The 25480-nt window shown below is 42.9% G+C and carries 23 protein-coding genes; 19 read left to right on the forward strand and 4 right to left on the reverse strand.

Annotation, left to right across the window (positions count from 1 at the left end; translation table 11 throughout):
- The first annotated feature begins 9 nt into the window (after nucleotides 1–9).
- From KUG63_RS10290 to KUG63_RS10305, 4 genes are read left to right on the forward strand one after another with little or no spacing between them, the layout of a single operon-like run.
- Complete coding sequence (locus KUG63_RS10290) at nucleotides 10–1629, forward strand: acyl-CoA carboxylase subunit beta (RefSeq protein WP_015006028.1); 1620 nt, start codon at nucleotides 10–12, stop codon at nucleotides 1627–1629.
- A gap of 1 nt (nucleotide 1630) precedes the next feature.
- A complete protein-coding gene (locus KUG63_RS10295; RefSeq protein WP_287555216.1) occupies nucleotides 1631–2437 on the forward strand; it encodes an enoyl-CoA hydratase/isomerase family protein in 807 nt (268 codons plus the stop codon).
- Nucleotides 2438–2440: 3 nt separating this feature from the next.
- Nucleotides 2441–4411, forward strand: coding sequence for an acetyl/propionyl/methylcrotonyl-CoA carboxylase subunit alpha (locus KUG63_RS10300; protein ID WP_287555218.1), 1971 nt, complete (start codon nucleotides 2441–2443; stop codon nucleotides 4409–4411).
- A complete protein-coding gene (locus KUG63_RS10305; RefSeq protein ID WP_287555221.1) occupies nucleotides 4404–6203 on the forward strand; it encodes an acyclic terpene utilization AtuA family protein in 1800 nt (599 codons plus the stop codon). The genes KUG63_RS10300 and KUG63_RS10305 overlap by 8 nt, the downstream gene beginning before the upstream one ends.
- Before the next feature lie 118 nt (nucleotides 6204–6321).
- Here the strand turns inward: KUG63_RS10305 and KUG63_RS10310 are convergent, their stop codons facing one another.
- Together KUG63_RS10310 and KUG63_RS10315 are read right to left on the reverse strand one after the other, a co-directional pair.
- Nucleotides 6322–7524, reverse strand: a complete 1203-nt coding sequence (locus KUG63_RS10310; RefSeq protein ID WP_015006024.1) for an acetyl-CoA C-acyltransferase — start codon at nucleotides 7522–7524, stop codon at nucleotides 6322–6324.
- A 37-nt stretch (nucleotides 7525–7561) separates the two neighbouring features.
- Entirely contained in the window at nucleotides 7562–9589 is a 2028-nt protein-coding gene (locus KUG63_RS10315) for an FAD-dependent oxidoreductase (RefSeq protein ID WP_287555224.1), read from the reverse strand.
- Between the two features lie 452 nt (nucleotides 9590–10041).
- Here KUG63_RS10315 and KUG63_RS10320 point away from each other — a divergent pair, with 452 nt between their 5' ends.
- The 5 genes from KUG63_RS10320 to KUG63_RS10340 all read left to right on the forward strand — a co-directional run bounded on the left by KUG63_RS10320 (nucleotide 10042) and on the right by KUG63_RS10340 (nucleotide 13896).
- Nucleotides 10042–10896: an HpcH/HpaI aldolase/citrate lyase family protein gene (locus tag KUG63_RS10320; RefSeq protein WP_287555227.1), complete on the forward strand. Its 855-nt coding sequence runs from the start codon at nucleotides 10042–10044 to the stop codon at nucleotides 10894–10896.
- A gap of 16 nt (nucleotides 10897–10912) precedes the next feature.
- Nucleotides 10913–11938 (forward strand): MaoC family dehydratase, encoded by a 1026-nt coding sequence (locus KUG63_RS10325; protein WP_020162206.1) that lies wholly within the window; start codon nucleotides 10913–10915, stop codon nucleotides 11936–11938.
- Nucleotides 11939–12116: 178 nt separating this feature from the next.
- Nucleotides 12117–12638: a hypothetical protein gene (locus KUG63_RS10330; RefSeq protein ID WP_287555232.1), complete on the forward strand. Its 522-nt coding sequence runs from the start codon at nucleotides 12117–12119 to the stop codon at nucleotides 12636–12638.
- Nucleotides 12639–12709: 71 nt separating this feature from the next.
- Nucleotides 12710–13237, forward strand: coding sequence for a hypothetical protein (locus KUG63_RS10335; RefSeq protein WP_287555234.1), 528 nt, complete (start codon nucleotides 12710–12712; stop codon nucleotides 13235–13237).
- 170 nt (nucleotides 13238–13407) lie between these two features.
- Nucleotides 13408–13896 carry a hypothetical protein gene (locus KUG63_RS10340; protein WP_287555237.1) on the forward strand — a complete coding sequence of 163 codons (489 nt, stop codon included), beginning with the start codon at nucleotides 13408–13410 and terminating at the stop codon, nucleotides 13894–13896.
- Between the two features lie 61 nt (nucleotides 13897–13957).
- Here the strand turns inward: KUG63_RS10340 and KUG63_RS10345 are convergent, their stop codons facing one another.
- A complete protein-coding gene (locus KUG63_RS10345; RefSeq protein WP_020932425.1) occupies nucleotides 13958–14518 on the reverse strand; it encodes a DUF2889 domain-containing protein in 561 nt (186 codons plus the stop codon).
- Between the two features lie 296 nt (nucleotides 14519–14814).
- Between KUG63_RS10345 and KUG63_RS10350 the strand changes: the two genes are divergently transcribed.
- The 8 genes from KUG63_RS10350 (at nucleotide 14815) to KUG63_RS10385 (ending at nucleotide 22753) form a co-directional block, all read left to right on the forward strand.
- Nucleotides 14815–16440, forward strand: coding sequence for a long-chain fatty acid--CoA ligase (locus KUG63_RS10350; RefSeq protein ID WP_287555240.1), 1626 nt, complete (start codon nucleotides 14815–14817; stop codon nucleotides 16438–16440).
- 39 nt (nucleotides 16441–16479) lie between these two features.
- Nucleotides 16480–17652, forward strand: a complete 1173-nt coding sequence (locus KUG63_RS10355; RefSeq protein WP_015006012.1) for a thiolase family protein — start codon at nucleotides 16480–16482, stop codon at nucleotides 17650–17652.
- Between the two features lie 11 nt (nucleotides 17653–17663).
- The gene (locus KUG63_RS10360) at nucleotides 17664–18434 is read left to right on the forward strand and encodes a 3-hydroxyacyl-CoA dehydrogenase (RefSeq protein WP_277642332.1); all 771 of its coding nucleotides are present in this window, start codon (nucleotides 17664–17666) and stop codon (nucleotides 18432–18434) included.
- 5 nt (nucleotides 18435–18439) lie between these two features.
- Complete coding sequence (locus KUG63_RS10365; RefSeq protein WP_236610524.1) at nucleotides 18440–19204, forward strand: enoyl-CoA hydratase-related protein; 765 nt, start codon at nucleotides 18440–18442, stop codon at nucleotides 19202–19204.
- 29 nt (nucleotides 19205–19233) lie between these two features.
- Nucleotides 19234–20097 (forward strand): SDR family oxidoreductase, encoded by an 864-nt coding sequence (locus KUG63_RS10370; protein ID WP_016390211.1) that lies wholly within the window; start codon nucleotides 19234–19236, stop codon nucleotides 20095–20097.
- A 15-nt stretch (nucleotides 20098–20112) separates the two neighbouring features.
- On the forward strand, nucleotides 20113–20949 hold the full coding sequence (locus tag KUG63_RS10375) for a CoA transferase (protein WP_020932429.1): 837 nt from the start codon (nucleotides 20113–20115) through the stop codon (nucleotides 20947–20949).
- 85 nt (nucleotides 20950–21034) lie between these two features.
- The gene (locus KUG63_RS10380; RefSeq protein WP_016390213.1) at nucleotides 21035–21436 is read left to right on the forward strand and encodes an MAPEG family protein; all 402 of its coding nucleotides are present in this window, start codon (nucleotides 21035–21037) and stop codon (nucleotides 21434–21436) included.
- Nucleotides 21437–21550: 114 nt separating this feature from the next.
- Nucleotides 21551–22753 (forward strand): NnrS family protein, encoded by a 1203-nt coding sequence (locus KUG63_RS10385; RefSeq protein ID WP_277642331.1) that lies wholly within the window; start codon nucleotides 21551–21553, stop codon nucleotides 22751–22753.
- A gap of 61 nt (nucleotides 22754–22814) precedes the next feature.
- Here the strand turns inward: KUG63_RS10385 and KUG63_RS10390 are convergent, their stop codons facing one another.
- A complete protein-coding gene (locus tag KUG63_RS10390; RefSeq protein ID WP_287555247.1) occupies nucleotides 22815–23480 on the reverse strand; it encodes a nitroreductase in 666 nt (221 codons plus the stop codon).
- 249 nt (nucleotides 23481–23729) lie between these two features.
- Here KUG63_RS10390 and KUG63_RS10395 point away from each other — a divergent pair, with 249 nt between their 5' ends.
- Both KUG63_RS10395 and KUG63_RS10400 read left to right on the forward strand, forming a co-directional pair.
- Nucleotides 23730–24476, forward strand: a complete 747-nt coding sequence (locus tag KUG63_RS10395; protein ID WP_020162191.1) for an electron transfer flavoprotein subunit beta/FixA family protein — start codon at nucleotides 23730–23732, stop codon at nucleotides 24474–24476.
- Nucleotides 24476–25414, forward strand: a complete 939-nt coding sequence (locus tag KUG63_RS10400; RefSeq protein ID WP_015006003.1) for an electron transfer flavoprotein subunit alpha/FixB family protein — start codon at nucleotides 24476–24478, stop codon at nucleotides 25412–25414. Before KUG63_RS10395 ends, KUG63_RS10400 begins: the two co-directional genes overlap by 1 nt.
- Nucleotides 25415–25480: the final 66 nt, after the last annotated feature.

The raw sequence follows: 25480 nt of genomic DNA on the forward strand, positions 1-25480 counted from the left end.
GTAAACGTTATGGCTGTTATACAAAGTAAGGTAAATACCCGAAGCGATGGCTTTAAAAACAATAGGAAAGAGTTATTAAAGCTGATCGATCAGTTAAATAAGCTCGAAAATAAGGTGCATCTAGCCTCACAAAGAAAGCAAGCAGTCTTTGAGCAAAGAGGGCAGTTATTACCGAGAAGGCGTTTAGACATGTTGTTAGACCCAGGTGCCAGTTTTATTGAGCTTAGTACGCTAGCTGGCCTAGGCCAACATGACGATGATGGCGAAGAAAATGTTTATGGTGCGGGCATTATTGTTGGTATCGGTTTTGTAGAAAACACAAGGTGTATGGTGTATGTCAATGATGCGGCGATTAAAGGGGGGACAAACATGCCCCATGCGTATAAAAAATTACGTCGCGCGCAAGAGATTGCCAGTACCTCTAGGTTGCCTTTTATTTGTTTAGTGCAAAGCGGGGGAGGAAATTTATTTCTACAACACCTTGGGTTTAACTTGGCCGGACACCGGTTTATGTCACAAGCACAGGCGTCTGCCGCGGGTATTCCGCAAATTACGGTAGTGCATGGCGCATCTACCGCAGGAGGTGCGTATATACCTGGCATGTCAGACTACGTGGTGATGGTCAAAAATAAAGCCCGAGCTTATCTTGCTGGCCCACCATTATTAAAAGCAGCAACCGGTGAAATAGCTGAGGAAGAAGAGCTTGGTGGCGCTGAGATGCATGCTAGTGAATCGGGGCTTGCCGAGTACCTAGCTGAAGATGATGCGCATGCGCTTGAAATGACCCGAGAAATTGTAAAAAGTTTAAATTGGAATAACCGCCTAACCACAACGGCAAAAAAAACTTATAAAGAACCGCGATACGATATTGATGAATTATGCGGCATTGTGCCGGCTGATTATCATAAACCCTACGACAGCCGTGAAGTGATTGCACGCTTGGTTGATGATTCTGACTTTGTTGAATTTAAGGCGAATTACGATCCGTTTACTATCTGCGGTTTTGCAGAAATCGAAGGTCAACATTGCGGCATTATTGCAAATAATGGCCCTATTACTAATAAGGGAGCCGGTAAGTCGACACAGTTTATTCAACTCTGTTGCCAATCAAATAAACCGTTGATTTTTTTACAAAATACTACGGGTTTTATCGTTGGTATTGAGCATGAACAAAATGGCATGATAAAAAATGGTGCCAAGCTTATTCAAGCGGTGGCGAATGCCACTGTGCCTAAAATAACACTCAATATTGGTGGCGCCTTTGGTGCAGGAAATTATGCTATGTCGGGCCGCTCATTTGAGCCAGACTTTCTATTTGCCTGGCCCACTAATACATTGGCCGTAATGGGGGGCGAGCAAGCCGCAACGGTGATGTCCATTGTTTATGAAAATAAACAAAAAGCGAATAATAAGCCGATTGATGAAGCGTTTTTAGCCAAGCAAACAGAAGATATTTTAGACTACTACTCAAGTGTTTCGTCTGCATTTTATTGCACCTCACAGGTTTGGGATGAAGGCATAATTGACCCACGTAAAAGTCGTCGTTTGCTTGCCGAGCTGATTGATATTGTTGTTCAAGGGCGTGAAACCAAATTAGATGCCAATACCTTTGGCGTGGCGAGGATTTAAAATGATTAATCTACCCAAGGTGGACACGTTATTACTAAAGCATGTGAACGGGCGTCTATACATTACGTTAAATAGGCCTGAACGGCGTAATGCAATGAACGATCAGATGAATGACGAGTTACATCAAATGGCCGATTTTTTAGCTAAGTCGGCAGCAATTCGTCTGGTTGTATTGCAAGGTGCCGGTGGTCATTTTTGCGCCGGTGGCGATATTAAAGAACGTAAAAACCAAACCGATCATGCGGCTCAACACCTAGACCCTGCGCGTGACAGAAATATTAGATCGGGGCAGCTATTTAAAAAATTTTTTGGCTTACCGCAAACCTTAATCGTAGTTGTGGAAGGCTCGGCAATGGGCGGTGGTTTTGGCTTGGCGTGTTTGGCAGACCTTACGTTGGTTCATCGTGATGCAACACTGGGCATGCCAGAAACAACATTAGGAATTGCACCTGCGCAAATTGCTCCCTATGTCGTTCAGCGAATTGGCTTAACACCTGCTAAGCAAATGGCATTAACCGGTGAAAGGATTAATGGCGACAAAGCATATCGCTTAGGCATAGCGCAATACCTTGCCGATTCTAACGAAGCCCTCAGCGATAAATTAGAGTCTGTGATCCAACAAGTAGAACGTTGTGGACCTAAGGCATGTGCCGCAACAAAAGACATTATGCATAAGGTGGCTAATCAAATTGATGATGAGATGATTGAGTTTTCGGCAGATGTTTTTTCCAGACTAAACAAGCAAGATGAAGGTCGCGAAGGACATCGCGCCTTTGTTGCAAAAAGAAAACCGCACTGGATGGACTGACTAATGAATCATTTTGATACTATCTTGATTGCGAATCGTGGAGAGATAGCCGTTAGGGTCATTAAAACGGCTAAACAGATGGGCTATGAAACGGTTGCTGTTTTTAGCGAGGCAGATCGTGAAGCACTGCATGTTTCACTCGCTGATAAAGCGATAGGTATTGGTGAGTCAGAGGTTGAAAAATCCTACCTAAATATTGACAAAATAATAGCCGCAGCGCTGAAAACTAATGCTCAGGCTATCCATCCGGGGTATGGTTTTTTATCCGAATCAGCTGAATTTGCACAGCGTTGTGAAGAAGCTAACTTAGTGTTTATTGGGCCGGATTCGAAGGCAATGGCCATTATGGGAAACAAAACGGTTGCCCGACATAAAATGCTTGAGGCAAATGTACCCCTAGTGCCAGGCTATGATGGACCTTCGCAAGACAACCCAACGTTACAAAAAGAAGCTAACCGTGTCGGTTACCCGTTGATGGTTAAAGCAGCTGCCGGTGGTGGTGGGCGTGGTATACGCATTGTTAAAGACCCACAACGCTTAATAACAGAACTTGAAGCGGCTAGAGCAGAGGCACTTAGCAGTTTTGGCTCTGATGAATTACTGCTTGAAAAATATATTGAAAAGGCCCGACATATTGAAATTCAAGTATTTGCAGATCAACTTGGTAACACGGTTTATTTGGGTGAACGAGACTGCTCGATGCAGCGACGGCATCAAAAAGTTATTGAGGAAGCACCTGCGCCGAATATGGATGCCACCTTACGAAAAAAAATGGGTGATGCCGCAGTAAAAGCGGCTGAGGCGGTTAATTATATTGGTGCCGGTACCGTTGAATTCTTATTATGTGAGGATCAATCATTTTACTTTTTGGAAATGAATACGCGCCTACAAGTTGAACACCCAGTAACAGAATTGATAACAGGCTTAGATTTAGTTGAATGGCAGTTATCAGTAGCGGCTGGTGAACCATTAGCGCTACAACAAAATGAGATTGAGCTAAAGGGGCATGCCATTGAGGTGCGTTTATATGCTGAAGATTGTGAGTGCGATTTTATGCCGCAAACAGGGCGTATAAGGCAGTGGAAAATGCCAGTCGCTAAGGGTATTAGAGTTGATAATGGAATTGTCAATGAGCAAATTATTAGTCCTTATTATGACTCAATGCTGGCAAAAATTATTGCCTATGGTGCTACGCGCGAACTAGCGATTAGGCGCTTAACACGGGCCTTAAAAGACACAGTTTTATTAGGTTTGCCTAGTAATAAAACTTTCTTACTGGGCTTGTTAGAAACCCCTGCGTTCATGAATGCTGAGGCAACCACGCGGTATATTGAAGAGCAATACCTACCCGCGCAACAAAAACAGGCGGCTCAGGTGCCGGGTGACTCAATGTGGGCAATAGCCGCCATTTTGTTATCGCGAATGCCCGGCACAACAGGTTGGCGAAGTACTGGCACCCTCAGCTGGCCGGTCAGGTTGAAATACCAGCAACAACAACGTGACGTTACGGTTTTCCAAGACGGTTCTGCATACCGTGTTGAATACGGCGATGATGAAATACAAAATATCCTTATTTTAGCGGAGTCTGATGGCGAGCTATTGCTTCAGATTAATGGTATTTGCTGCAAGCTTAATGTTGCGCTAGATGAGCGACACACTGTTTATATTGATAATCGTTCACAGGTCGCGATGTTTGAAAAATTATCATTTTCAGAAAAACAAAACCAAGACACTCTCGGTGCAAACCTTATCGCACCGATGAGTGGAAAAATTGCCGAGGTTAAGGTGATAAAAGGTGACACGGTTAACAAGGGTGATGTGCTGTTAGTGCTTGAGTCAATGAAAATGTACCAAGAGCTTATGGCCCAACAAGACGGCCTGGTAACGGGCGTTTATATAAAGCCTAATCAGCAAGTAGAAGTGAATATGCCGTTGATAGATATCGTCACCAATGAGCTGGCTAACGATGAATAAAATCAAAATTGGTGGTGCTTCTGGCTATTGGGGTGATAGCGCCTATGCAACAGAACAATTACTGACAAAAGGTAATGTTGATTATTTGGTTTATGATTATTTGGCCGAGGTCACCATGTCACTGTTGGCGAATGCAAAGTCAAAATCTGAACAGCTTGGCTATGCAACTGATTTTGTGCAACAAATACTGAAACCTAATTTACAACAGATCGCCGAAGGTGGGGTAAAAGTCGTTGCCAATGCAGGGGGTGTCAATTTACCTGCGTGTAAAGAGGCGATCCAAGCCATTTTAGATGAGCAAGGCTTAGCACTGAAAATTGGCACCGTTGATGGTGATAATTTAATGCCAAAAGAAGCTGCATTACGCGTATCTGGCATAACTGAAATGGAAACTGGCGAACCGTTTCCCAACAAACTAGCCAGCATTAATGCCTATTTAGGCGCTTTCCCCATAGCGGCGGCACTCAATGCGGGTGCAGATATTGTCATTACCGGTCGTGTTGTTGATTCAGCCACCACATTAGGGGTCTTGATTCATGAATATAACTGGTCGGTTGATGACTTAGATAAACTGCCGATGGGGGCATTAGCAGGGCATTTAATCGAATGTGGCTGTCAGGTAACAGGAGGTAACTTTACCGACTGGCATGACAGCTGTGATGGCTGGGCTGACATGGGCTACCCCATTATTGAATGTGATGAAAGTGGTGATTTTGTTGTTACAAAAGCTGCCGGAACGGGGGGCTTGGTTTCTAAGCTGACTGTTGCAGAACAATTGGTGTATGAAATAGGCGATCCGCAAACCTATTTCTTACCCGATGTTGTTTGTGATTTTTCGCAGGTTAAATTAACCGAACAAAGCATTGATCGGGTATTAGTTACGGGCGCTATTGGCTATCCGCCAAGCGCTCAATATAAAGTCTCGGCGACTTATTTAGATGGTTATCGCGCCGTTTATACGCAGCTATTAACGGGCTTTGATGTATTAAAAAAAGCCGAGTTAACGGCCAATGCAATTTTAGAGCGTTGCGAAAAACTGTTGGCTAACGCCGGTTACGCAAACTTTAAACAACATTCAATTAACTACTTAGGCGCTAATGCGTTATGGAATAAAGAACACTTTTTTATACCGCAAGAGATACAAGAAATAGTATTAAGAATAGTGGTTCATCATGATAAGCGTGATGCGGTTGCTTTATTTTCAAGAGAAGTAATGGGCGTTATTTTAAATATGACGACGGGGCGTTGTGCAGCTGGTCAGGCAGGCCGGCCTAAGGTGTCGCCAGTGATTAGTTTATATTCATTTCTAATTGATAAAAATTTAGTAAACGCCGTGGTTGAGGTAGAGGGTAAGCCGTTAACCTACCCACAAGCGTCTGGTAATACGTTTAATGACAATATGGTTCACCGTAAGCCTGACCCAATAGTAAGGCAAAGTGATAAAAATGCGATACAAGTACCTTTGGTTAAACTGGCGGTCGCGCGAAGTGGTGATAAAGGACGTTTTGCCAATATAGGGGTGATTGCACGTCGGCCTGAATATATGCCGTATATTGCTCAAGCCTTAACCGAGCAGACAGTATCTGATTGGTTTTCTCATGTAGTAAAAGGCCGCGTAGAACGTTTTTATTTGCCGGGTATCGATGCGTTTAATTTCCTCTTGCATGATGCACTAGGGGGAGGAGGGGTCAGTTCCATGAATATAGATACACAGGGTAAAACTTACGCACAGCAAATTTTAAAAATGCCAGTTAAGGTCCCAGCTGGCTTGTTAAAAAATGAAAGGCGTTAAGGTGTCTAGAGTTCTTCTATGCTAGTCAATAGGGTATTCAAGCGCAGCATAAAAAAGGGTGTGTTTAATACACCCCCTTTTTAACTAAACGTTTTAAATAAACGTAGCGGAGCGCCCGTTAAGAACGTTCAATAACCATTGCTATCCCTTGCCCAACACCAATACACATTGTAATAAGAGCATAACGACCTTGTGTGCGTTGTAGTTGATGGCTGGCAGTTATCGCAAGCCTTGCACCAGACGCACCTAGTGGATGACCAACAGAAATAGCGCCACCGTTGGGATTAATACGGGGGTCATCTTCGGCAATACCCAGTTGTTTTAAACCACCAAGCACTTGCGCAGAAAACGCTTCATTCACTTCGATAATATCCATTTGTTGAAGTGTTAAACCCAGTCGTTTTAATAATTTTTGGCAGGCAGGCACGGGGCCTAATCCCATCATCGATGGTTCAACACCCGCTGATGCGCCGCCTAGAATACGGGCCATAGGTTTAAGCTCATGTTGTTCACCATAAGCACGTGAGCCAATAACTAAAGCCGCTGCGCCATCATTAATACCAGATGCATTGGCGGCAGTAACAACGCCATCTTCATAAAGCGTGCGCATGCTGGCCATTTTATCTAAGCTTGTATCGGCCCGTGGGTGCTCATCTTTATCGACAATAATGTCAGGTTTGCCACGTTTTTGTGGAATGTTAACGGGAATTATTTCTTTATCAAAATAGCCTTTCGCTGTTGCGTCAGCCCATTTTTGTTGTGATTGATAAGCAAAAACATCACATTGCTCACGCGTAATACCCAGAGCTTTAGCGACGTTATCAGCAGTTTCTGGCATGGCTTCGTGACCATATAGTTTTCCAATTATTGGGTTTGGAAAACGCACACCAATGGCGCTGTCGTAAACCGTAATGTCTTTACTAAATGCGGTGTTGCTTTTGTTAAAGGTTAAAGGGGCACGTGTCATGCTTTCAACACCACCGGCAATAAATAAACTACCCTCATCACAGGAGATAGCACGAGCGGCGTCAATAATTGCGGCTAAGCTGCTGCCACAAAGCCTATTAACGGTTTGCCCGCTTACCTCGACAGGTAAGCCTGCGGCTAATGTCGCATAACGTGCTACGTTTCGGCTATCTTCACCGGATTGACAAGCGCAGCCCAAAATAACATCGTCAATTAATAATGGGTCAATATTGTTTCGTGTAACCAGCGCCTTAATAACGCTAGCGGCTAAATCGTCCGGTCGGACGTGTGCCAGTGAGCTGCAATATTTTCCAAAAGCAGTTCTTGCTCCATCGTAAATGTAGGCATCTAACATGGATGTCTCCTTAAGTTAAGTTGTGGTTGAATGTTGATTAAGTGCTTAATGTGTAGGCGAGTTTAATGCCATCGCTAATGGCTTGTGCTGCATCAAGTTCTCGTACTTCTTTAGCGCCGCCTATTTTGTATACATTGGGAGCTAAATCGCCAAGTTGTTGGGCAAGTTCATCGCGTGATTCTTGGCCTGCGCAAATAACAATGCTGTCAGCGTGTAATAACTGAGTGGTTCCTTCTTTTTCTATGTGTAAGCCTGTTTCATCAATTTTTATATAATTAAGTTCACCAAGCAATTTAACACCACGTTTTTGCAATTCTGCTTGATGAATCCAGCCGGTTGTTTTTCCAAGCGTACGCCCAAACTTTCCAGCCTTACGTTGTAAAATCGTGACAGTACGGTTGCTTTTTATTATCGGTTTAACTGACGCGTTTAGCCCACCAGACTGAAGACCTGTTGGATCAATTCCCCAATGTTTGTTAAACGAGTCAATGGGCTCTAGGCCGTCATCTTGATGGGTTAAAAATTCAGCCATATCATAACCAATGCCACCGGCACCCATTATAAGCACGGTTTGACCTATTTTCTCTGGTGAATTAAAGGCCTCTTCGTAGCTAAAGACATTAGGGCGATGAATGCCTGGAATATTTGGTTTGCGTGGCTTAATACCAGCAGCGATGACAATTGAGTCATACTTTGCATCGTTTAGCTGCGCTAAGGTGACCGTCGTATTTAGCTGAGTATTAACGTGGTATTTTTTAAGCATAACGTTGAAATACCGAAGTAATTCATCAAACTCTTCTTTACCCGGTACCTTACGTGCGTAAGCCATTTGTCCACCAATATCAGCAGAAGCGTCAAACAACGTAATGTTGTGACCAAGTTTTTTAGCTTCAATAGCAAAAGATAAACCAGCCGCCCCAGCACCAATAACGGCAATATTTTGTGGGTTAGGGGCTGGTGGTAATTTGGGCATTTTTGTTTCGTGGCAGGCACGCGGGTTTACCAAACAGCTAACAGTTTTAAAATTAAATAAATTATCTAGGCAAGACTGATTACAGGCAATGCAGCTATTTATTTCATCACTTCGTTGTTGCTGGGCTTTAATAACAAAATCAGGGTCAGCCAAAAAAGGCCTAGATAAATAGACTAGGTCGGCATCTCCTTGTTGTATAAGCGTGTTGGCCACCTCGGTGGTGTTAATCCGGTTGGCAGCGGCAACAGGGATATTGACCACTTGTTTAATCATACGGGTAGCCCAGCTAAAGGCAGCTCGTGGAACTTGCATCGCAATGGTTGGTATAGATGACTCATGCCAACCAATACCCGTGTTGATCAAGTCGACACCGTTAGCCTCTAAGAGCTGGGCAAATTGTTGCGCTTCATGAATAGTCCAACCATCTTCAACCAGATCGAGCATTGACATGCGGTATTGAATAAAAAATTGAGAACCTACTTTTTCTCGAATCGATTGCAATACTGTTAATGAAAAACGAGCACGGTTTTCGAAACTGCCGCCCCATTGATCGGTTCGCTGATTTGTACGTGAGGCGGTAAATTCATTAAGGAAATAACCCTCGGAACCCAATAATTCAATGCCGTCAAAACCAGCTTGTTGCGCAAGAGAGGCACAATTTACGTAATCGTCAATGGTACTTAGAATGTCCTTCTCAGACATTTCTTTGGGTTCAAATTTATTAATAGGTGAACGAATAGGGCTGGGCGCAACTAGGTTCTTTTGCTTTGCGTAACGCCCAGCATGAAGAATTTGTAAAATAATATGACTACCTGATTCATGTACAGCATCTGTAATGATTTTATAATCGGCAACTTGCTCAGGGTCTGTTAGTTTCATTGAACCTGGGCTGAGTAAGCCTTGCTCATTAGGCGAAACACCACCGGTAACAATAAGGCCAACGCCGCCGTCTGCACGTTCTTTATAAAAAACAGCTAAGCGGCCAAAAGGATCGTCACTATGATCTAGCCCAGTATGCATAGAGCCCATTATGAAACGGTTAGCTAAGCTTAAAGAACCGATTTTAATGGGTGAAAATAAGTGATTTGGCATACGTTTCCTTTTTTGCATGAGTGTATTGTTGCGTCTTTGCTTTTAAGATTTTGAAGCAGATTAAAGCGCTTCACAAACTAACGATTGTTTGATAGATTGTTAAGCAATTATACCGCTCAAACAGAACAAATACAGCATAGCGCCACGATGATAACGATGGGTTAATCTATCAATTTGGCAATGGTGTTGTGAATATTACGTTAAATGGACGAAAAGAAAAGTGTGTGACCCAGATGCCGGATGAAGAAATAATAAAGATTAACTTCAATAACAACGGTTAATGCTGCACGATGGTATTTATAGGCTAATAGTTTATTAAAAGTGTTGATAGCAACGCTATGTATCAGCTAGCCAATTAAAAAACAAACCTAATGACTGATGAAATGCTATTAAACTATAGCGCTTGAAAAGCCTTGGTTTGCTGCGTTTTTAATAATAAATATATAAATAATATGACTAACACTATACAACTATGCCGCTCGATTTTATTTGTTCCAGGGGCGATTCAAAAACGCATAGATAAAGCGGCGAACATTCCTGCAGATGCGATTGTTTTTGATCTGGAAGATGCCGTATCGCCCGATGAAAAACTGCGTGCAAGGCAACAGGTGGTAGAGGCCTTAAAGTCGTCTGCTTTTAAAGGCAAACAATTGATTGTGCGAATCAATGGCATTTCTACACCTTGGTTTGAAGAAGACATTAAGGCAGTTGTCGCGGCTGGTAATAGTGCAGTGATGTTGCCAAAATGCGAAACGTCAGAAGACGTTAATGCGGTAAAAAAATATTTTAATAAAGCCGATATTGCGCTGTTTGTTATTATTGAAACAGCAAAAGGCGTGTTGGATGTAGCGGCTATTTCAAAGGCAGTAACACCGCAAGACTCTATTTGTTTTGGTCATGTGGATTTTGCTGCCGATATGGCGCTTAATGAAGCCGATGCCAGTGAAGGGGTTATTTACCAGTCACGCTGTCAAGTTGCTTTAGCGGCAAGAGCGTTTGGCGCATCGCCTATTGATAATGTTTGCTTAGAAATTGCCGATGAAAAAGCAATACACGATGACACCTTAAAAGGCTTAAAACTTGGGTATGCTGGAAAGCTATGCATACACCCCAACCAAGTGCCCATTGTTAACAAAGTGTATACCCCAACACTGGATGAAGTAGACAAAGCAAAAGCTATTTTAGCGGCTTGGGATGTTGCTCAAAAAGAAGGCCACGGGGTATTTACCTTCCAAAATAAAATGATTGACCTGCCTGTTATTCGCGCCCAACAGAGTATTTTAAGGCGCTATCAAATGGCGCAATAATAAGAGACTTATACGCATGAAAGAGATTTTAATTGATGGCCCTTATTTTGAAGACTTTACAATTGGCGAGTTCCTAGAAGAACCGCCATCCATAACCATTACCGATGGCCATGCAACCTTGCATCAAATGTTGTTTGGTGATCGTTTAAGGCTGCCGTTAGATCGTCATTTAACACACGAAATAACCGGTTCAGATCGTCCGTTAGCAAACGCTATTATGGCAATGGGTTTTGCGATAGGGCAAACAACCTATGCCACGCAAAATGTAATGGGTAATTTGTTTTATAGAGGCTTGGTTCTTAAAAAACCGGTCTATATTGGCGATACTTTAAGCACAACGACAAAAATTGTTGCCTTACGGCAAAATAAAGTCAAAGGCGGGCGTCCCTCAACAGGTATGGTGGGGCTTGAAATTACCACCACAAACCAACGGGGTGAAGAAATTTTGCATTTTTGGCGCTGCCCAATGGTGCCGTGTCGTGATCCAAAAGTACAAACCACCCATGCAGATGACTTAGATATTATGCCGTCTGATATTTCTACGCAAAGCTTGGTAGAGGCAGTACCAACAGACTGGGACTTGGCAACGTATAAAAAGCGTTTTGCGGGCATCCATTTTGACCAAGTAGAAACAGACGTTTTATTTAAAATTAAAGCAAGGGACACAGTAACCTCCGCGCCAGAACTAACCAGAACAACGCTTAACCTAGCTATGACACATACAGACGCTGGCGCCAGCGTTTATGGCAAACGCTTGGTATATGGTGGGCATACTATCTCGATGGCAGCAGCCCAACTAATAAGAGCCCTGCCAAACACCTTGTCAATATTAGCTTGGCGGCACTGTAATCACCTAGCCCCCGTGTTTGAAGACGATATTTTACGTAGCGAAATATCAGTATTGAAAAAAACACCGTTAGCATCGGGTGGTGGGCTAGTAGATTTACAAATCAACGTATGGGCTGACCGCGGAGAAAATGCACCTAAAGAATGCAAAAATGACCACGTACTAGACTGGGGATTAGTTATTTTTATGGCATAAGCCCTAAGGCCATTGCCAAGGTGCTACCTTTTAAAGAAAGTAGGGCGGCTAAAAGGGTTTTATCCATGTTTGATGTGCTAATATCAAAATACATGGAAGTACTATCCACCTATATACAACTAATACGTGGACATTGGCTTTCCGCTTATTAATACTGTTATGTTACTAAAGGAGCTTCATGAGTAATCACAACTTAATGCACATTGTTGTTGACTCAATACCAGAAAACACCCATAGCTGGGTAGACATTTTGTCAGCCCTTCTAGTGCCCACTATAGCTGTTGTTGGCCTTTATATAGCTTATCAGCAATTTCAAATTAATAAGCAGCGGCTACGCCATGAAACTTATGAGAGAAGACTCATGGTTTATAAAACTGTTCAGCGATATTTATCTGAGATTATTCGTGACGCTAAAACAGACTATGATCGGGCATTAAAGTTTAACTCCGAAGCTTCTGAGGCTGCATTTCTCTTTGATGCTTCGGTTCAGGAGAAGATTGACGAAATATATAAGAAATCTATTGATATGGTTTTTAACCATCAAAAATTGTACCCGGCAGATGGTTCTCCGGGGTTATCTGTCGGCACTGAGCGCAGTGAATCGGCAGAATTAAATTCAGAATATTTACTATGGTTTACCAATGAACTTACATCAAGCAGGCAGTTTTTTGCTGAGAAGCTTGGGCTTACCGTCACGTAACAAAAATTTCAAAGCGGATGCGCAAAAAGTCGCGCGCCCTTTAAATTAAGGTTAGGCAATAGGAGAACGATATGCACAAACTATTTACGTGGTTATTTCTAGCCATATCTTTCTCTGCGTTCGCAGATTCAGGGAAATCTGCTGCACAATACAACGCTGAGATTCTAGATTCTTTCTGCATTCAAAATCAGGATAATTTTGGCAATATTGTTTTCATGGCAAAGTCTGCTGGCGGTAAAGTACTCCCCGATCAGCAGGCTGACCCAGCTATGAGAGAGCTGGGAGGTAAAACGGTATTTGTTCCATATGAAGGTAAAAATTATATGGTTGCTTTTGCAAATGGTGGTGGGTGTACGGTCATTACCAAAAATATTGATCACGTAAACTTGGCTAAGTTACTAAAGCATCACTTTCAAGTGGTCTTGGTAGACAGGCAAGCATCATTGTCGCAAATCAACGAGTTGTACAAGGTTAAATTAAAAGGGATCTATAAAGGGGCTGTTATATCCCTTGTTTACGCACAATCTGAAACGGGTTACACAGAGGGTTCAATCTCTTTTCTACCTGCTTCAATAGTAAAGCGCACTCTGGAACAATAAAATGCCTAACAAGGCAATTAAAAATCGCCCACAAAAAGCGTGGGCTGGACTCGCTAAAGCTCGCCTTTTATTGCGGCGTTAGGTGCACCTATTATGAATCAATAGGGTCAGACTCGATTGATTTATCGCCTTAATATTTAGCATATAGCTTTATTTGGAAGGGCCCAACTATGCGTAAGCTTTTTTTGTTTTTGCTGCTTTTATCCGTCTCATCATACGTTTATGCGTTTTGGAGCAGTTATGCTTATGTGTCTTCTGTAACAGAAAGTGAATTTGATCTAAGAGTTTATGTAGCGCCTGTAAGTGAAGGCAATGGGTCGTATTTGGTAAGGCTAAATGCGGTTGCATACCCGTATAAACAAGCGTGGGTTATAACAACACTACAGTCTATACCGCCTAATGAACAGAATCAGCGATCGCGTTTTTGGGGTAAAGAATTAAGCCTGTCTGGCGTTGAATCGATTATTCCACTGCGCCCAACAGAAAGGTCTTTTTTGAACCGGCTTGATGATATAGAAGAAGGAAAATTCTATGAATTGCTTATTCCAGCAGAGCGGATTCACCGTGCCTACATTTATATAGATTTTCCTGAGCCAGTAGAAGATGGTGGCTATTTTTATTCAATAGATATTGGTTCGTACGTTAAAGCCAGACAATAAAGCCGACCATTGCCGTATTTGAAAGCCTTAGTTTCTGCGCCTTTTTATACCTTTGCTGCGCTTATTCGGGTGTGCTTTTTTTTCCGGTGTAATACTCTGGGTGATAAGTAAGAACTTGTTCGCCATCACTGCTCCATGCATGGCAACCATCTATATAGAAGGGTTTTGATGTTTCGTTCTCAGTTTTGCCTTTTGCGATTCCCGCCATTGTTTGGTAAATCGTTGTCGTGGCAGGCCCTACAAGATCGGCTAGGTGCGTACAACCTTGAATACCGGCTACTAAAGACTTTACTAAACGTGTCCACCCCGGGGCGATTTGTTTACCAATTAGTTTGTTGAATATAGGCGTGATCTCGCCACAACAACCGTAGGGTGAATGGTCTGTTACTGCAATGCAATCGTGAACCAACAGATTGGTATCGACTGTTAAGCGAATCCACATTTCATGAATGGGTTCACCCGGTTCAATGGTGCCACGGTAAGAGTTCTCAAGAGGGTAGGTTTTAATATCTGTAATCTGTGCATCGACATCCCATAAACCGTCAGGCCTTTTAAAGCCGTTACAAGTAATTTGGCGAGTATGAATGTTTTCTCGTGGATAGGTACTTTCAGGTAAAGGCATAAGATTTTTTGCGTTTAGTTACAGTGGGGAGTTGCTTCTTGCTTGAAATTATAATCGTTTCTAGTCGTTTGTTGTGCGAGCGAGTGCAATATTTGGATATGTTTTTTTGTATTTGCAAACGTAGCGAGGTTGCTGAGGTGTTGCCTGGCCTGTGTTTGGTTGTAGTTAGCTTGAATGGCTGTTCGTTACAGAACCAAGCGGTTGTAACGATAAGCTCGTTGCGCCTGAGGGATGGCTTGGGTATAGTCATATTTTACCTAGCGCTAGTTTGAATTTAAGTATACGTTCGAGGAAATATGATGTCTATTAAAAGCACAATGATGGATTACCCATTAACATTAAGCACCTTAGTCGAGCGCTTAAAGACGTATTATCCGCGTGTGGAGGTGGTGTCAAGACTGCCAGATAAAACCCTGCATAGAACACACTATTTAGATATTCATAAACGAACTAAGCGCTTAGCTTCGGCGTTAACAAAGCGGGGTGTTAAAAAAGGAGAAGGCGTAGCGACCCTAATGTGGAATCATTACGGGCACCTTGAGGCTTACCTTGGAGTGCCTATTATGGGCGGTGTTCTCCATACTGTGAATTTACGATTATCGCCCAAAGATATTGCTTATATTATTAACCATGCTGGCGATAAGGTACTTATTATTGACGATATTTTACTGCCTTTATATGAGCAGTTTAAAGATGATGTGGCGTTAGATGAAGTGATTGTTGTTCCGCTAACAGGCGAAAAGGTTAACAGCGAATATACCGATTACGAGGATTATTTAAAGCTTGGTGATGATGACTTTAGCTACCCTATTATTGATGAAAATGATGCAGCGGGGATGTGCTATACCTCGGGCACAACAGGCCGCCCTAAAGGGGTTGTGTATAGCCATCGCTCAACGGTTCTACATGCAATGGCAGAGGCTATGGTTGATACATTGGGCGTTAGTCAGTCTGATGTGGTGACGCCTGTGGTGCCAATGTTTCATGCCAACGCTTGGGGGCTAAGCTATACATCGGTGCTAGTCGGTGCAAAACAAGCGTTACCGGGCCCACATTTAGATGCTGAGAGTTTGATGGATTTATACCAAAGCGAACAAGTAACGTTGAGCGCTGGTGTGCCCACCATTTGGATGGCAATAAAAACAGCCAGAGAAGCAGAGCCGAATCGCTGGAAGACAGCGCCTAATATGCGAATGGTGGTTGGCGGAGCGGCTGTTCCAGAGTCTTTATTTCGGGCGTTTGATAAGTTTGATATGACTATTATTCAAGCATGGGGAATGACAGAAACTGGGCCGTTAGCCACCGTAGGTATCGTTAAAGAAAGCCTATCTGACCTTGATGAAGATGCAAAATATGCCTGCCGAATTAAACAAGGGTTAACGTTGCCCTTTATTGATATACGAATTGTCGATGAAGAGGGTGTTGAATTACCTTGGGATGGTAAAACATCTGGTAATGCCGAGTTGAAAGGGCCGTGGGTAACCGCTACATACCATAAGAATGAAGGTGCTGAGGATAGTTTTAGCGAAGATGGTTGGCTAAAAACTGGGGATGTTTGCCAGATAGATCAAGAGGGTTATGTCAAACTGACCGATAGAACGAAAGACCTTGTTAAATCTGGCGGCGAATGGATTAGTTCGGTGGATCTTGAAAACGCAATTATGGGGCACCCTGATGTATTAGAAGCGGCTGTCATTGCTGTTGCACACCCTAAATGGGATGAGCGGCCTTTAGCGGTTGTTGTGGTTAAGGAAGATAAGCAAATAACAACGGACGATATACGTCAATTTCTAGACGGTAAGTTTACTAAAATGTGGTTGCCTGATGCGGTGGAGGTGATTGCTGAAATTCCTAAAACATCAACGGGTAAATTTATGAAAATGGCACTGCGAGAACAGTATAAAAACTGGGTTTGGGAATAAATTAGAAACGTTAATTAACAATTAAATAGGACGAATAATATGAAAGATGCGGTCATTATCGAAGCAGTACGCACACCTTTTGCTAAATATAATGGCGCATTTAGAGACATACCTGCCAATAAATTACTAGCTAATGCGTTACAAAGCGTGGTGTCTAGGTCGGGTATTGATAAAGAAAAAATCGAAGATGTTATCGCAGGCTCTGTAACTCAAATTGGTGAACAAGCCGCAGATATTGCCAGACAATCCTCTTTAATGGCCGGGTTTCCGGTGGAAGTGGCCGGTGTTACGTTGAATCGTTTTTGTGGCTCGGGTCAGCAAGCGGTGCATTTTGGCTCACAAGTTATTGATGCTGGAGATGCCAATTATATTATTGCTTGTGGTGCGGAAAGCATGACGCGTGTTGCGATGTTAACAGATATGACTCTGGGAGAACCGTATAAAGACTTTGCGCCAATGGGGGCAGAATTACTTAAACAATACCCGCTAGTGCATCAGGGTGTTAGTGCTGAATTAATAGCGGATAAATGGGGTATTAGCCGTGCTGACGTGGATGCCTTTGCTATTGATAGCCATGCTAAAGCTCAAGCGGCTATTAATACCGGCGCGAACAAGGAAATAAGCCCAATGCAAGGGTTAGACAAGGAAGGAAATAGCATTATTTTAGAGGCCGATGAAGGTGTTCGCGCGGTTATAGATTCTGATAAATTAAGTTCGCTAAAAACCATTTTTCGCCCGAAAGGTGACGGTGTAGTAACAGCAGGTAATGCCAGTCAAATTTCAGATGGTGCTGCTGCAGTTCTGATCGCTAATAAAAAGATAGCCGTGGCGGATGGTTTTAAGCCAAGGGCTAGGTTCCGTGCTCGTGTCGTTGTAGGTAGTGACCCTGTTTTACAATTAGACGGGCCAATTGCTGCCACTAAATTAGCGTTAAAAAAGGCTGGTTTAACGGTAGATGATATAGATTGGTTTGAAATAAACGAAGCCTTTGCAACGGTTTCATTGGCGTGGATGAAAGCAATAAACCCAGCGCCAGAAAAAGTTAATCCGTGGGGCGGCGCGATTGCACATGGGCACCCATTAGGCGCAACCGGCGCAGGCCTGATGGCAAAAATGCTGGCAGGTTTAGAAGCGACAGATGGACAGTTTGCGCTTCAGACCATGTGTATTGGTTTAGGTATGGCAACAGCCACAATTATTGAACGAATTTAAGGAGTTAGAGAGTGGATTATAAAGATAGAACATTTTTGGTAACCGGTGCAGGCTCTGGTTTAGGTGGTGCAACGGCGTCTATGCTAATTGAGCAAGGGGCTTATGTTGTTATATTGGATATTAATGAGCAAGCCGGTAAAGAGAAAGAAGCTGAATTAGGGGTAAATAGCCGGTTTATAAAAACAGATGTGACCAGTGAAGAAGAAGTGATGGCAGCGATAGAGCTGGCAAAGACTACATTTACAGGTGTGCATGGTGTCATTAATGCAGCGGGCGTAGCCATTGTTGGTAAGGTGCTAGATAGAGACGGTAACCCACACTCGTTAGAGCTATTTACTAAAGGGGTTACTATTAACCTTATTGGCACCTTTAATGTTATTCGCCTAGCGGCGCAGGTGATGGCTAAAAATGACCCAACAGAAGGCGGTGAGCGGGGAGTTATTATCAACACAGCATCCATCGCTGCGTATGAGGGGCAAATTGGCCAAGCCAGTTATTCTGCATCTAAATCAGGCGTGGTGGGAATGACCTTACCCATTGCGCGTGAATTAGCTCGATATGGCATAAGAGTTTGTACTATTGCACCGGGCATTTTTGAAACGCCAATGTTGTCAGAACTTTCAGATGAAGCACGTGAATCTTTAGGTCAAATTGTTCCTTTCCCGCCACGTTTAGGGCAGCCGAATGAGTTTGCTTCACTTGCAGGGCATATTATTGAAAATGTCATGTTAAATGGTGAGGTGATTCGATTGGACGGAGCTGTTCGGTTAACAGCTAAGTAGGCGATATGATGCAATACGAAACATTATTAATAGAAACCCCGGCTAAAGGTGTTGCTTTAATTCGCCTAAATAGACCTCGTCAATATAATGCCCTTAATTCAACTTTATTGGTTGAGTTAGGTGATGCACTAAACCATTTTGAAACCGATGATGCGGTTGGCGCGGTGATTATTACCGGCTCTGATAAAGCCTTTGCTGCCGGAGCAGATATTGCAGAAATGGTCGGTATTAGTGGTCAACAGATGCTTGAAATGGTTGAAGCCTCAACCGGTTGGAGGGCTTTATCGACATTTACCAAACCGACTGTTTGTGCTGTTTCCGGTATGGCATTAGGAGGTGGTTTTGAACTCGCATTACAGTGCGATATTTTATTGGCGACGAAAGGGGCAAAATTTGCCTTACCTGAAGTGAATTTAGGCGTTATTCCTGGGGCGGGTGGTACCCAACGTGTTGCTCGAATTATTGGTAAATCGTTAGCAATGGAAATGATTATGAATGGGCGAGCCCTATTTGCTGAAGAAGCACACCAACGAGGTATTGTTAGCCGCGTAATCGAGCCTACTGAGATAGAAGCCGAAGCCGTTCAATTGGCTTCAGAACTGGCTTCCAGAGCACCCTTGGCAGTACGTGCAGGTAAAGCTTGTGTCAATAAGGCGATGAGTTCTACATTAGAAGAGGGCTTATTGTTTGAACGAAACGCATTTATTCCATTGTTTGATACAGAAGATGCTAAACAGATGATGACGGCATTTTTAAATAAATCGAACTAGTTTCTAATCATTGAAATAAGGGGTTAACAATGGGGTATCAATCAGATTTTCGTGCTGGCTTATTTAACAATAGAAATATTATTGTGACAGGGGCAGGCAGTGGTCTTGGGCGATGTAATGCGCATGAGTTAGCGTCTTTAGGTGCCCGTGTTTTGTTAGTGGGCCGTAAAATTGAAAAACTTGAAATGGTTCGCGATGAAATTATCGAAGATGGTGGGGTTTGTGACCTTGGCAGCTGTGATATACGTGATGAACAAGCGGTTACAGAACGGGTGGCAACATTCATTAAAAACCATGGGCAAATTTATGGTTTGGTGAATAATGCGGGCGGGCAATTTCCATCGCCATTGGAAAAAATCAGTAAGAACGGTTGGAATGCTGTGGTTAACACGAATTTAACGGGCGGTTTTTTAATGGCGCGTGAAGTTTATAAGCAGTCCATGTCAATTCATGGAGGGGCTATTGTTAATATCGTGGCAGACATGTGGGGCGGTATGCCAGGTATGGGGCATTCAGGGGCTGCACGTGCAGGCATGGCTAATTTTACACAGACAGCTGCTTATGAATGGGGGCATGCAAATGTACGAGTGAATGCGGTGGCTCCAGGCTGGATTATGTCGAGCGGAATGGATACCTATGACGCTGAATTTAAGGAGAGGCTTAAAACACTAAAAGATGCCGTGCCATTAGGCCGTTTAGGTAATGAAGCTGAAATTAGCGCAGCTATTTGTTTCTTGTTAAGCGATTCAGCCAGTTATATCAGTGGCACAACTATTCGAGTGGATGGTGCTGCATCACAGGGTAATACGGCTATTTACCCATTAGCTCAGGTGAAAAATTCAACCCCATTTAATGGTTTTCATCGTCAAATAACAGCGGACGTTTTTAAATAAATTGCTTTAAAAATAATGTTTAAACCATTAAAAAATATAACGATTGTTACAATAGCTTTAAACCTTCCGGGGCCTTTGGCAGCAAAACGTTTTTGCGAGCTAGGCGCAAACGTTGTAAAAGTTGAACCACCTCAAGGCGATCCGTTTGAGCAGTATTGCCCAGAATGGTATGCGCAACTAAATGAGGGGCAGCAACGTGAAGTTATCGATATAAAGTCAACTGAAGGGCGTGCACAATTAAATACATTGCTGTCATCAGCCACCTTATTATTGACCGCTCAACGGCCAGCGGCATTAGAGCGATTAGGGCTTGGTTGGAATGAATTGCACGAAAAATTTCCATTGTTAAACCATCTTGCGGTAGTAGGTTATCCGCCGCCGAATGATAATCACGCTGGTCATGACTTAACGTATCAAGCCGCACTGGGCTTATTGAATCCACCTCATATGCCTAAAACATTAACTGCCGATTTAGCCGGTGCAGAACGTGCTGCATTTGAAGGCTTGGCAATGATAATGGCTACTAGAGAAGGTGCAAAAGCTAGTCAGACTTTAGTCGCCTTGTCGGATGCAGCTGATTACATGGCTCAACCGTTTAATTATGGTTTAACAAGCGACGGTGGTTTATTAAGCGGTGCTTTAGCTGAGTATGATTTATACGAAACACTGGATGGTTGGGTTGCTGTGGCAGCTCTTGAATCACATTTTAAAACTAAATTTAAACAGCAGTTAGCGCTTAAGTCATTTAATAAACAAGAAGTTGCGATTAGGTTAAAACAAAAATCATCGAGTGAATGGGTGGCGTGGGCTAATCAGCAAGATATTCCGTTAGTGGCAGTAAAAAAAGATTAAAACGAGCATACTGTGTTTGCTGATTAGTGTGCGATATTTAAAATATTTTGTAGAAAATAATAAATAACTAAGGGGAGAACAACACATGCTAACTATTATCATTTGCTTAAGCTGCATCGCTTTTATGCCGTATGTGGCATCGACTATTGGTGGTTATTATCGCGTATCACAAAAGGGTACGTATGATCTTGTTAACCCTCGTGCGCAAGCTCTGCAATTAGTCGGCGCTGGCGCTCGATCACAATACCTTCAAGCCAACTGCTGGGAGGCATTAATACTTTTCTCTGTAGCGATATTGGCTGTGTTTCTTGCTGGTGCGAATATTGAAACTGTTGGTATGCTCTCGGTTGCTTTTGTGGTTATTCGGTGTGTTTATTTTTTTGCTTATTTAGCGAATATGGCTATGTTACGTTTCACGGCATTTACACTTGGTTTTTTTTGCTGTGCGGGTTTGTTTTATATGGCGGTTAACGCAGCTATTCTTTAGTTACTGTGAGATACCCATCGCTGTGAGTTTTTAAAGTGCTTGACTATGATGCAGGTCATATAAGCGGCAAAGGCATTTGTTATAGGGTTAGCATCTTTATATGATGCTAACTGTATGAATACGTTAAACGAAAATCCTTCGCAAGCAGAAATAAAATTCAATATATTTGTTTTAGGCTTTCGCCCATTTTTCCTTGCAGCCGGTGTGTTTTCAATAGTCAGTATGTCGGCCTGGATGGCGATATATGGTGCTGGGTTACAAATTCCTATGGCTGGTTTGCCTAGCTCGTACTGGCATGCGCATGAAATGTTGTACGGCTATACGATGGCGGTGGTGGCTGGTTTTTTATTAACGGCTATTAAGAATTGGACTGGCCAGCAAACTATTCAGTACACGGCTTTATTAATGCTGTGCTTAATGTGGCTGGGTGCTCGAGCTTGTATGTTGCTTGGGGCGAATTTTTTCATTCCTGCGGCGATGTTAGATTTAGGTTTTAACTTCTGTTTATTGTTGGCCGTGTTAGTGCCTGTTTTTAAGGTGAAACAGTGGCGGCAAGCAGGCATTGTGTTAGTGGTTTTTTTAATGGCGTTGTTCAATACGTTGTTTTATCTTGGCGTGTTTGGGGTCGTTGATGCCGGTACCTATTGGGGTATTTATGGCGCTTTATTTTTGTTGTTAGCGCTAGTGATGATAATGCTGAGACGTGTGATGCCTTTTTTTATTGAAAAAGGTCTCGATGAAACGGTTCAGTTGAAAAACTCCTTGTTTTTGGATAGCGCAAGCATTGTGCTGTTTTTGCTATTTGGGATAAATGAAGTATTTATTCTGGATGTGATGACAAGTAGTTATTTGGCGTTATTGTTATTTATTGTTTCTTCCGCCCGTTTATATAATTGGTATGCAAAGGGCATATGGCGTAAACCGCTTTTATGGGGAATTTATAGCGCTTTTATGGTTATAGCCTTGGGCTTTTTATTGTTTGCTTTAGTGCCTTATGTGGATGTAGTAACACGTTCGCTTTCAATTCATGCTTTTACTTTAGGCGGGTTTGGCTTGTTGACGCTTTCTATGATGTCACGTGTTACCTTGGGTCACACAGGAAGAGGGGTTAAGCAACCTTCTTCGTGGATTACGGTGGCGCAATGGTTATTAGTAATGGGGGTTATTAGTCGAGTTGTCGTACCATTGTTTTTTCAGCGTTTTTATCTCGAGTCGGTTTTTATGTCGCAACTGCTTTGGATAATAGGTTTTGCCATTTTCCTTGTTGTTAATGTGCCTTTTTTAACAAAAGCAAGAGCCGATGCTGCTGAAGGTTAAACGTGTCCCTTAGCAGCATGGTTCTTTATAAAAACAATGGATAACACGATTAAGCGAGGTGTTAATCTGCCCATGTTGTGAAGCTGTCCACGTCTTCACGTTGTGTTCGATATTGATTTACAGGTTTATCATTATCGGGGTAACCGACAGATAAGCTACAGATGAAGGAGTATTGATCAGAGACATTTAAACGCTCACGTACCAGGTCAGGGTAATCACTGGTTGAGGCCTGCGGGCAACTTCCTAGACCATGGCCGCGGAGGGCTAACATAACACTTTGTACAAACATCCCCATGTCAAACCATGAACCTTGGGCCATTATTTTATCGATAAAGAAAAACATGCTGACGGGCGCATCAAAAAATCGATAATTAGCCAATGCTGCCTCGGTTCGTTTTTCCTTGTCTTCACGGCCAATATCTAAGGCTTGGTAGAGGTCCATTCCACATTGGAAGCGTCTGCCTTTGAACGGCTCGACCCATTCTTTTGGGTAGTATTGATAATCGGGGTTTGCTTTAACGCCATTTTTGGCGGCGTTTAATAAGGCATCTGAAATAGTTTGTTTTGTTTTACCTTGGGCAACAACGACTTTCCAAGGTTGTGTGTTGGTACCAGATGGAGCCCAACGCGCAGTATCTAGTACATCATAAATTACTTCTTTCGCTACGGGTTTATCTTGAAAGGCACGTACCGAGATTCGTCCTTTAATTGCTTCTTTTATATCCATGGAATTAAGACCGATTCATTTTAAAAAATATATATTATCAGCTTTGTGAGCGTCTAATAAAATAAAACGGGGTTAAAGGTCGATGTGTCTTTACTCAGTTTTTAGAAAGATTAAAGCTTTCAATTTGTTGTACAATTTAAATTCAAATATCTATTAGATTTTATCGTAGGTCAACTCAATATTATCTTTAAAAGAAACCTAATGATTGTTAGAATGTCCTTTAAAGTAACGAAAATGAAGGTAAAGTAAATGAAAGTTTTAGTGGGTGTTAAACGAGTTGTTGATTACAACGTTCGGATACAGGTTAAGGCCGATGGTTCAGGCGTTGCCACTGATGGCGTTAAAATGAGCATGAATCCGTTTGATGAAATTGCTGTTGAAGAGGCGTTACGTCTCAAAGAATCAGGAACAGCAGAAGAAGTGATCGCTGTAACGATAGGCCCTAAAGTTTGTCAGGAGCAATTAAGAACTGCGCTAGCGATGGGTGCAGACCGTGCAATTCATGTTGAAACAGATGATGAAATTCAACCGTTAACAGGGGCACGTATTTTAAAAGCACTGGCTGATAAAGAGCAGCCTAAGATTGTGTTGTTAGGTAAACAAGCGATTGATGACGATAATAATCAAACAGCTCAAATGCTGGGTGCGTTATCACATTGGCCACAAGCAACATTCGCATCAGAAGTAAAAATTGAGGGTGACACAGCACAAGTGACTCGTGAAATTGATGCTGGACTTGAAACGTTATCAGTTGATTTGCCAGCTGTTATTAGTGTGGATTTACGATTAAACGAGCCGCGCTATGTCAAACTTCCCGATATTATGAAAGCAAAGCGTAAACCGATTGAAACAGTAACCGTTGCGGAACTAAATGTTGAAGCAGCAGCACCAGTCAAGGTTTTAAAAACATCTGCACCGGCAAAACGCCAAGCAGGTATTAAAGTAGAGTCTGTTGATGAACTGGTTAGCGTATTAAAAGAAAAAGGGTTGGTCTAATGAGCAAAGTACTGGTTATTGCAGAACATAATGGTAGTGAATTAAATGGTTCTACAGCACGTGCTGTAGCTTGTGCAAGTGAACTTGGTTTAGAGGCTGTCGATGTGGCTGTGTTAGCTTCCGATGGACAATCGGTGGCAGAACAAGCGGCTAAGCTAACGGGTGTTGCAACAGTCATTTTGGTTCAAAACGAGGTTAATGAGCACGCTGTGGCAGCATTGCTAGCTCCGCAAATTGAGGTGTTAGCATCAGAGTACAGTCACGTGTTCGCGCCAAGCACAACATTTGGTAAAGATTTAATGCCGCGCGTTGCTGCACACTTGGGTGTGCCGCAAATCAGCGATATTATGCGTGTTGAAAGTGCAACTGTTTTTGATCGCCCAGTTTACGCTGGGAATGCGGTTGTAACGGTTGAAGCGCCAGAAGGATTAGTGGTTGGGACGGTTAGAACGGCATCATACTCAGCAGTCTCAACAGAAGGTTCTGCTGTGATCGAAACACGCGAAGTAGCGGCTAACTTGCCTTCACACACGCGTTATGTAGGCCTTACCACCAGTGGCGGCGGCGATCGCCCTGATCTTCAAGCGGCTACAAAAGTTGTTTCTGGTGGACGTGGTGTTGGTAGCGAAGAAAACTTCAGTGTTATTTATAGTTTGGCTGATAAGTTAGGGGCGGGTGTTGGTGCATCGAGAGCAGCCGTTGACGCGGGCTTTATTCCTAATGATCATCAAGTTGGTCAGACGGGTAAAATTATTGCACCGGAACTTTACATGGCCTTTGGTATCTCAGGCGCTATTCAACACCTAGCGGGTATTAAAGATGCTGGAACTATCGTTGCTGTTAACAAAGATGCGGATGCGCCCATTTTTGAAGTGGCTGACTATGGTTTGGTTGGTGATTTATTTGAAGTGATTGAAGAGCTTGAAAAAGCCTTATAAGTACTTTATAAAATAATGAAGGTGCCAGGGCTACTGATAAGCGCTGGTACCTTTTTTTCGTATTAA

The sequence above is a fragment of the Cycloclasticus sp. genome (assembly GCF_019090545.1).
GTDB lineage: Bacteria > Pseudomonadota > Gammaproteobacteria > Methylococcales > Cycloclasticaceae > Cycloclasticus > Cycloclasticus pugetii.

Coding starts and splice junctions, on each gene's coding strand:
- KUG63_RS10395 (WP_020162191.1), top strand. CDS start 23,730: ATGAAAGTTTTAGTGGGTGTTAAACGAGTTGTTGATTACAACGTTCGG.
- KUG63_RS10370 (WP_016390211.1), top strand. CDS start 19,234: ATGGGGTATCAATCAGATTTTCGTGCTGGCTTATTTAACAATAGAAAT.
- KUG63_RS10385 (WP_277642331.1), top strand. CDS start 21,551: ATGAATACGTTAAACGAAAATCCTTCGCAAGCAGAAATAAAATTCAAT.
- KUG63_RS10380 (WP_016390213.1), top strand. CDS start 21,035: ATGCTAACTATTATCATTTGCTTAAGCTGCATCGCTTTTATGCCGTAT.
- KUG63_RS10375 (WP_020932429.1), top strand. CDS start 20,113: ATGTTTAAACCATTAAAAAATATAACGATTGTTACAATAGCTTTAAAC.
- KUG63_RS10390 (WP_287555247.1), bottom strand. CDS start 23,480: ATGGATATAAAAGAAGCAATTAAAGGACGAATCTCGGTACGTGCCTTT.
- KUG63_RS10340 (WP_287555237.1), top strand. CDS start 13,408: ATGCGTAAGCTTTTTTTGTTTTTGCTGCTTTTATCCGTCTCATCATAC.
- KUG63_RS10315 (WP_287555224.1), bottom strand. CDS start 9,589: ATGCCAAATCACTTATTTTCACCCATTAAAATCGGTTCTTTAAGCTTA.
- KUG63_RS10350 (WP_287555240.1), top strand. CDS start 14,815: ATGATGTCTATTAAAAGCACAATGATGGATTACCCATTAACATTAAGC.
- KUG63_RS10355 (WP_015006012.1), top strand. CDS start 16,480: ATGAAAGATGCGGTCATTATCGAAGCAGTACGCACACCTTTTGCTAAA.
- KUG63_RS10310 (WP_015006024.1), bottom strand. CDS start 7,524: ATGTTAGATGCCTACATTTACGATGGAGCAAGAACTGCTTTTGGAAAA.
- KUG63_RS10330 (WP_287555232.1), top strand. CDS start 12,117: ATGAGTAATCACAACTTAATGCACATTGTTGTTGACTCAATACCAGAA.
- KUG63_RS10335 (WP_287555234.1), top strand. CDS start 12,710: ATGCACAAACTATTTACGTGGTTATTTCTAGCCATATCTTTCTCTGCG.
- KUG63_RS10305 (WP_287555221.1), top strand. CDS start 4,404: ATGAATAAAATCAAAATTGGTGGTGCTTCTGGCTATTGGGGTGATAGC.
- KUG63_RS10325 (WP_020162206.1), top strand. CDS start 10,913: ATGAAAGAGATTTTAATTGATGGCCCTTATTTTGAAGACTTTACAATT.
- KUG63_RS10300 (WP_287555218.1), top strand. CDS start 2,441: ATGAATCATTTTGATACTATCTTGATTGCGAATCGTGGAGAGATAGCC.
- KUG63_RS10320 (WP_287555227.1), top strand. CDS start 10,042: ATGACTAACACTATACAACTATGCCGCTCGATTTTATTTGTTCCAGGG.
- KUG63_RS10400 (WP_015006003.1), top strand. CDS start 24,476: ATGAGCAAAGTACTGGTTATTGCAGAACATAATGGTAGTGAATTAAAT.
- KUG63_RS10365 (WP_236610524.1), top strand. CDS start 18,440: ATGATGCAATACGAAACATTATTAATAGAAACCCCGGCTAAAGGTGTT.
- KUG63_RS10295 (WP_287555216.1), top strand. CDS start 1,631: ATGATTAATCTACCCAAGGTGGACACGTTATTACTAAAGCATGTGAAC.
- KUG63_RS10290 (WP_015006028.1), top strand. CDS start 10: ATGGCTGTTATACAAAGTAAGGTAAATACCCGAAGCGATGGCTTTAAA.
- KUG63_RS10345 (WP_020932425.1), bottom strand. CDS start 14,518: ATGCCTTTACCTGAAAGTACCTATCCACGAGAAAACATTCATACTCGC.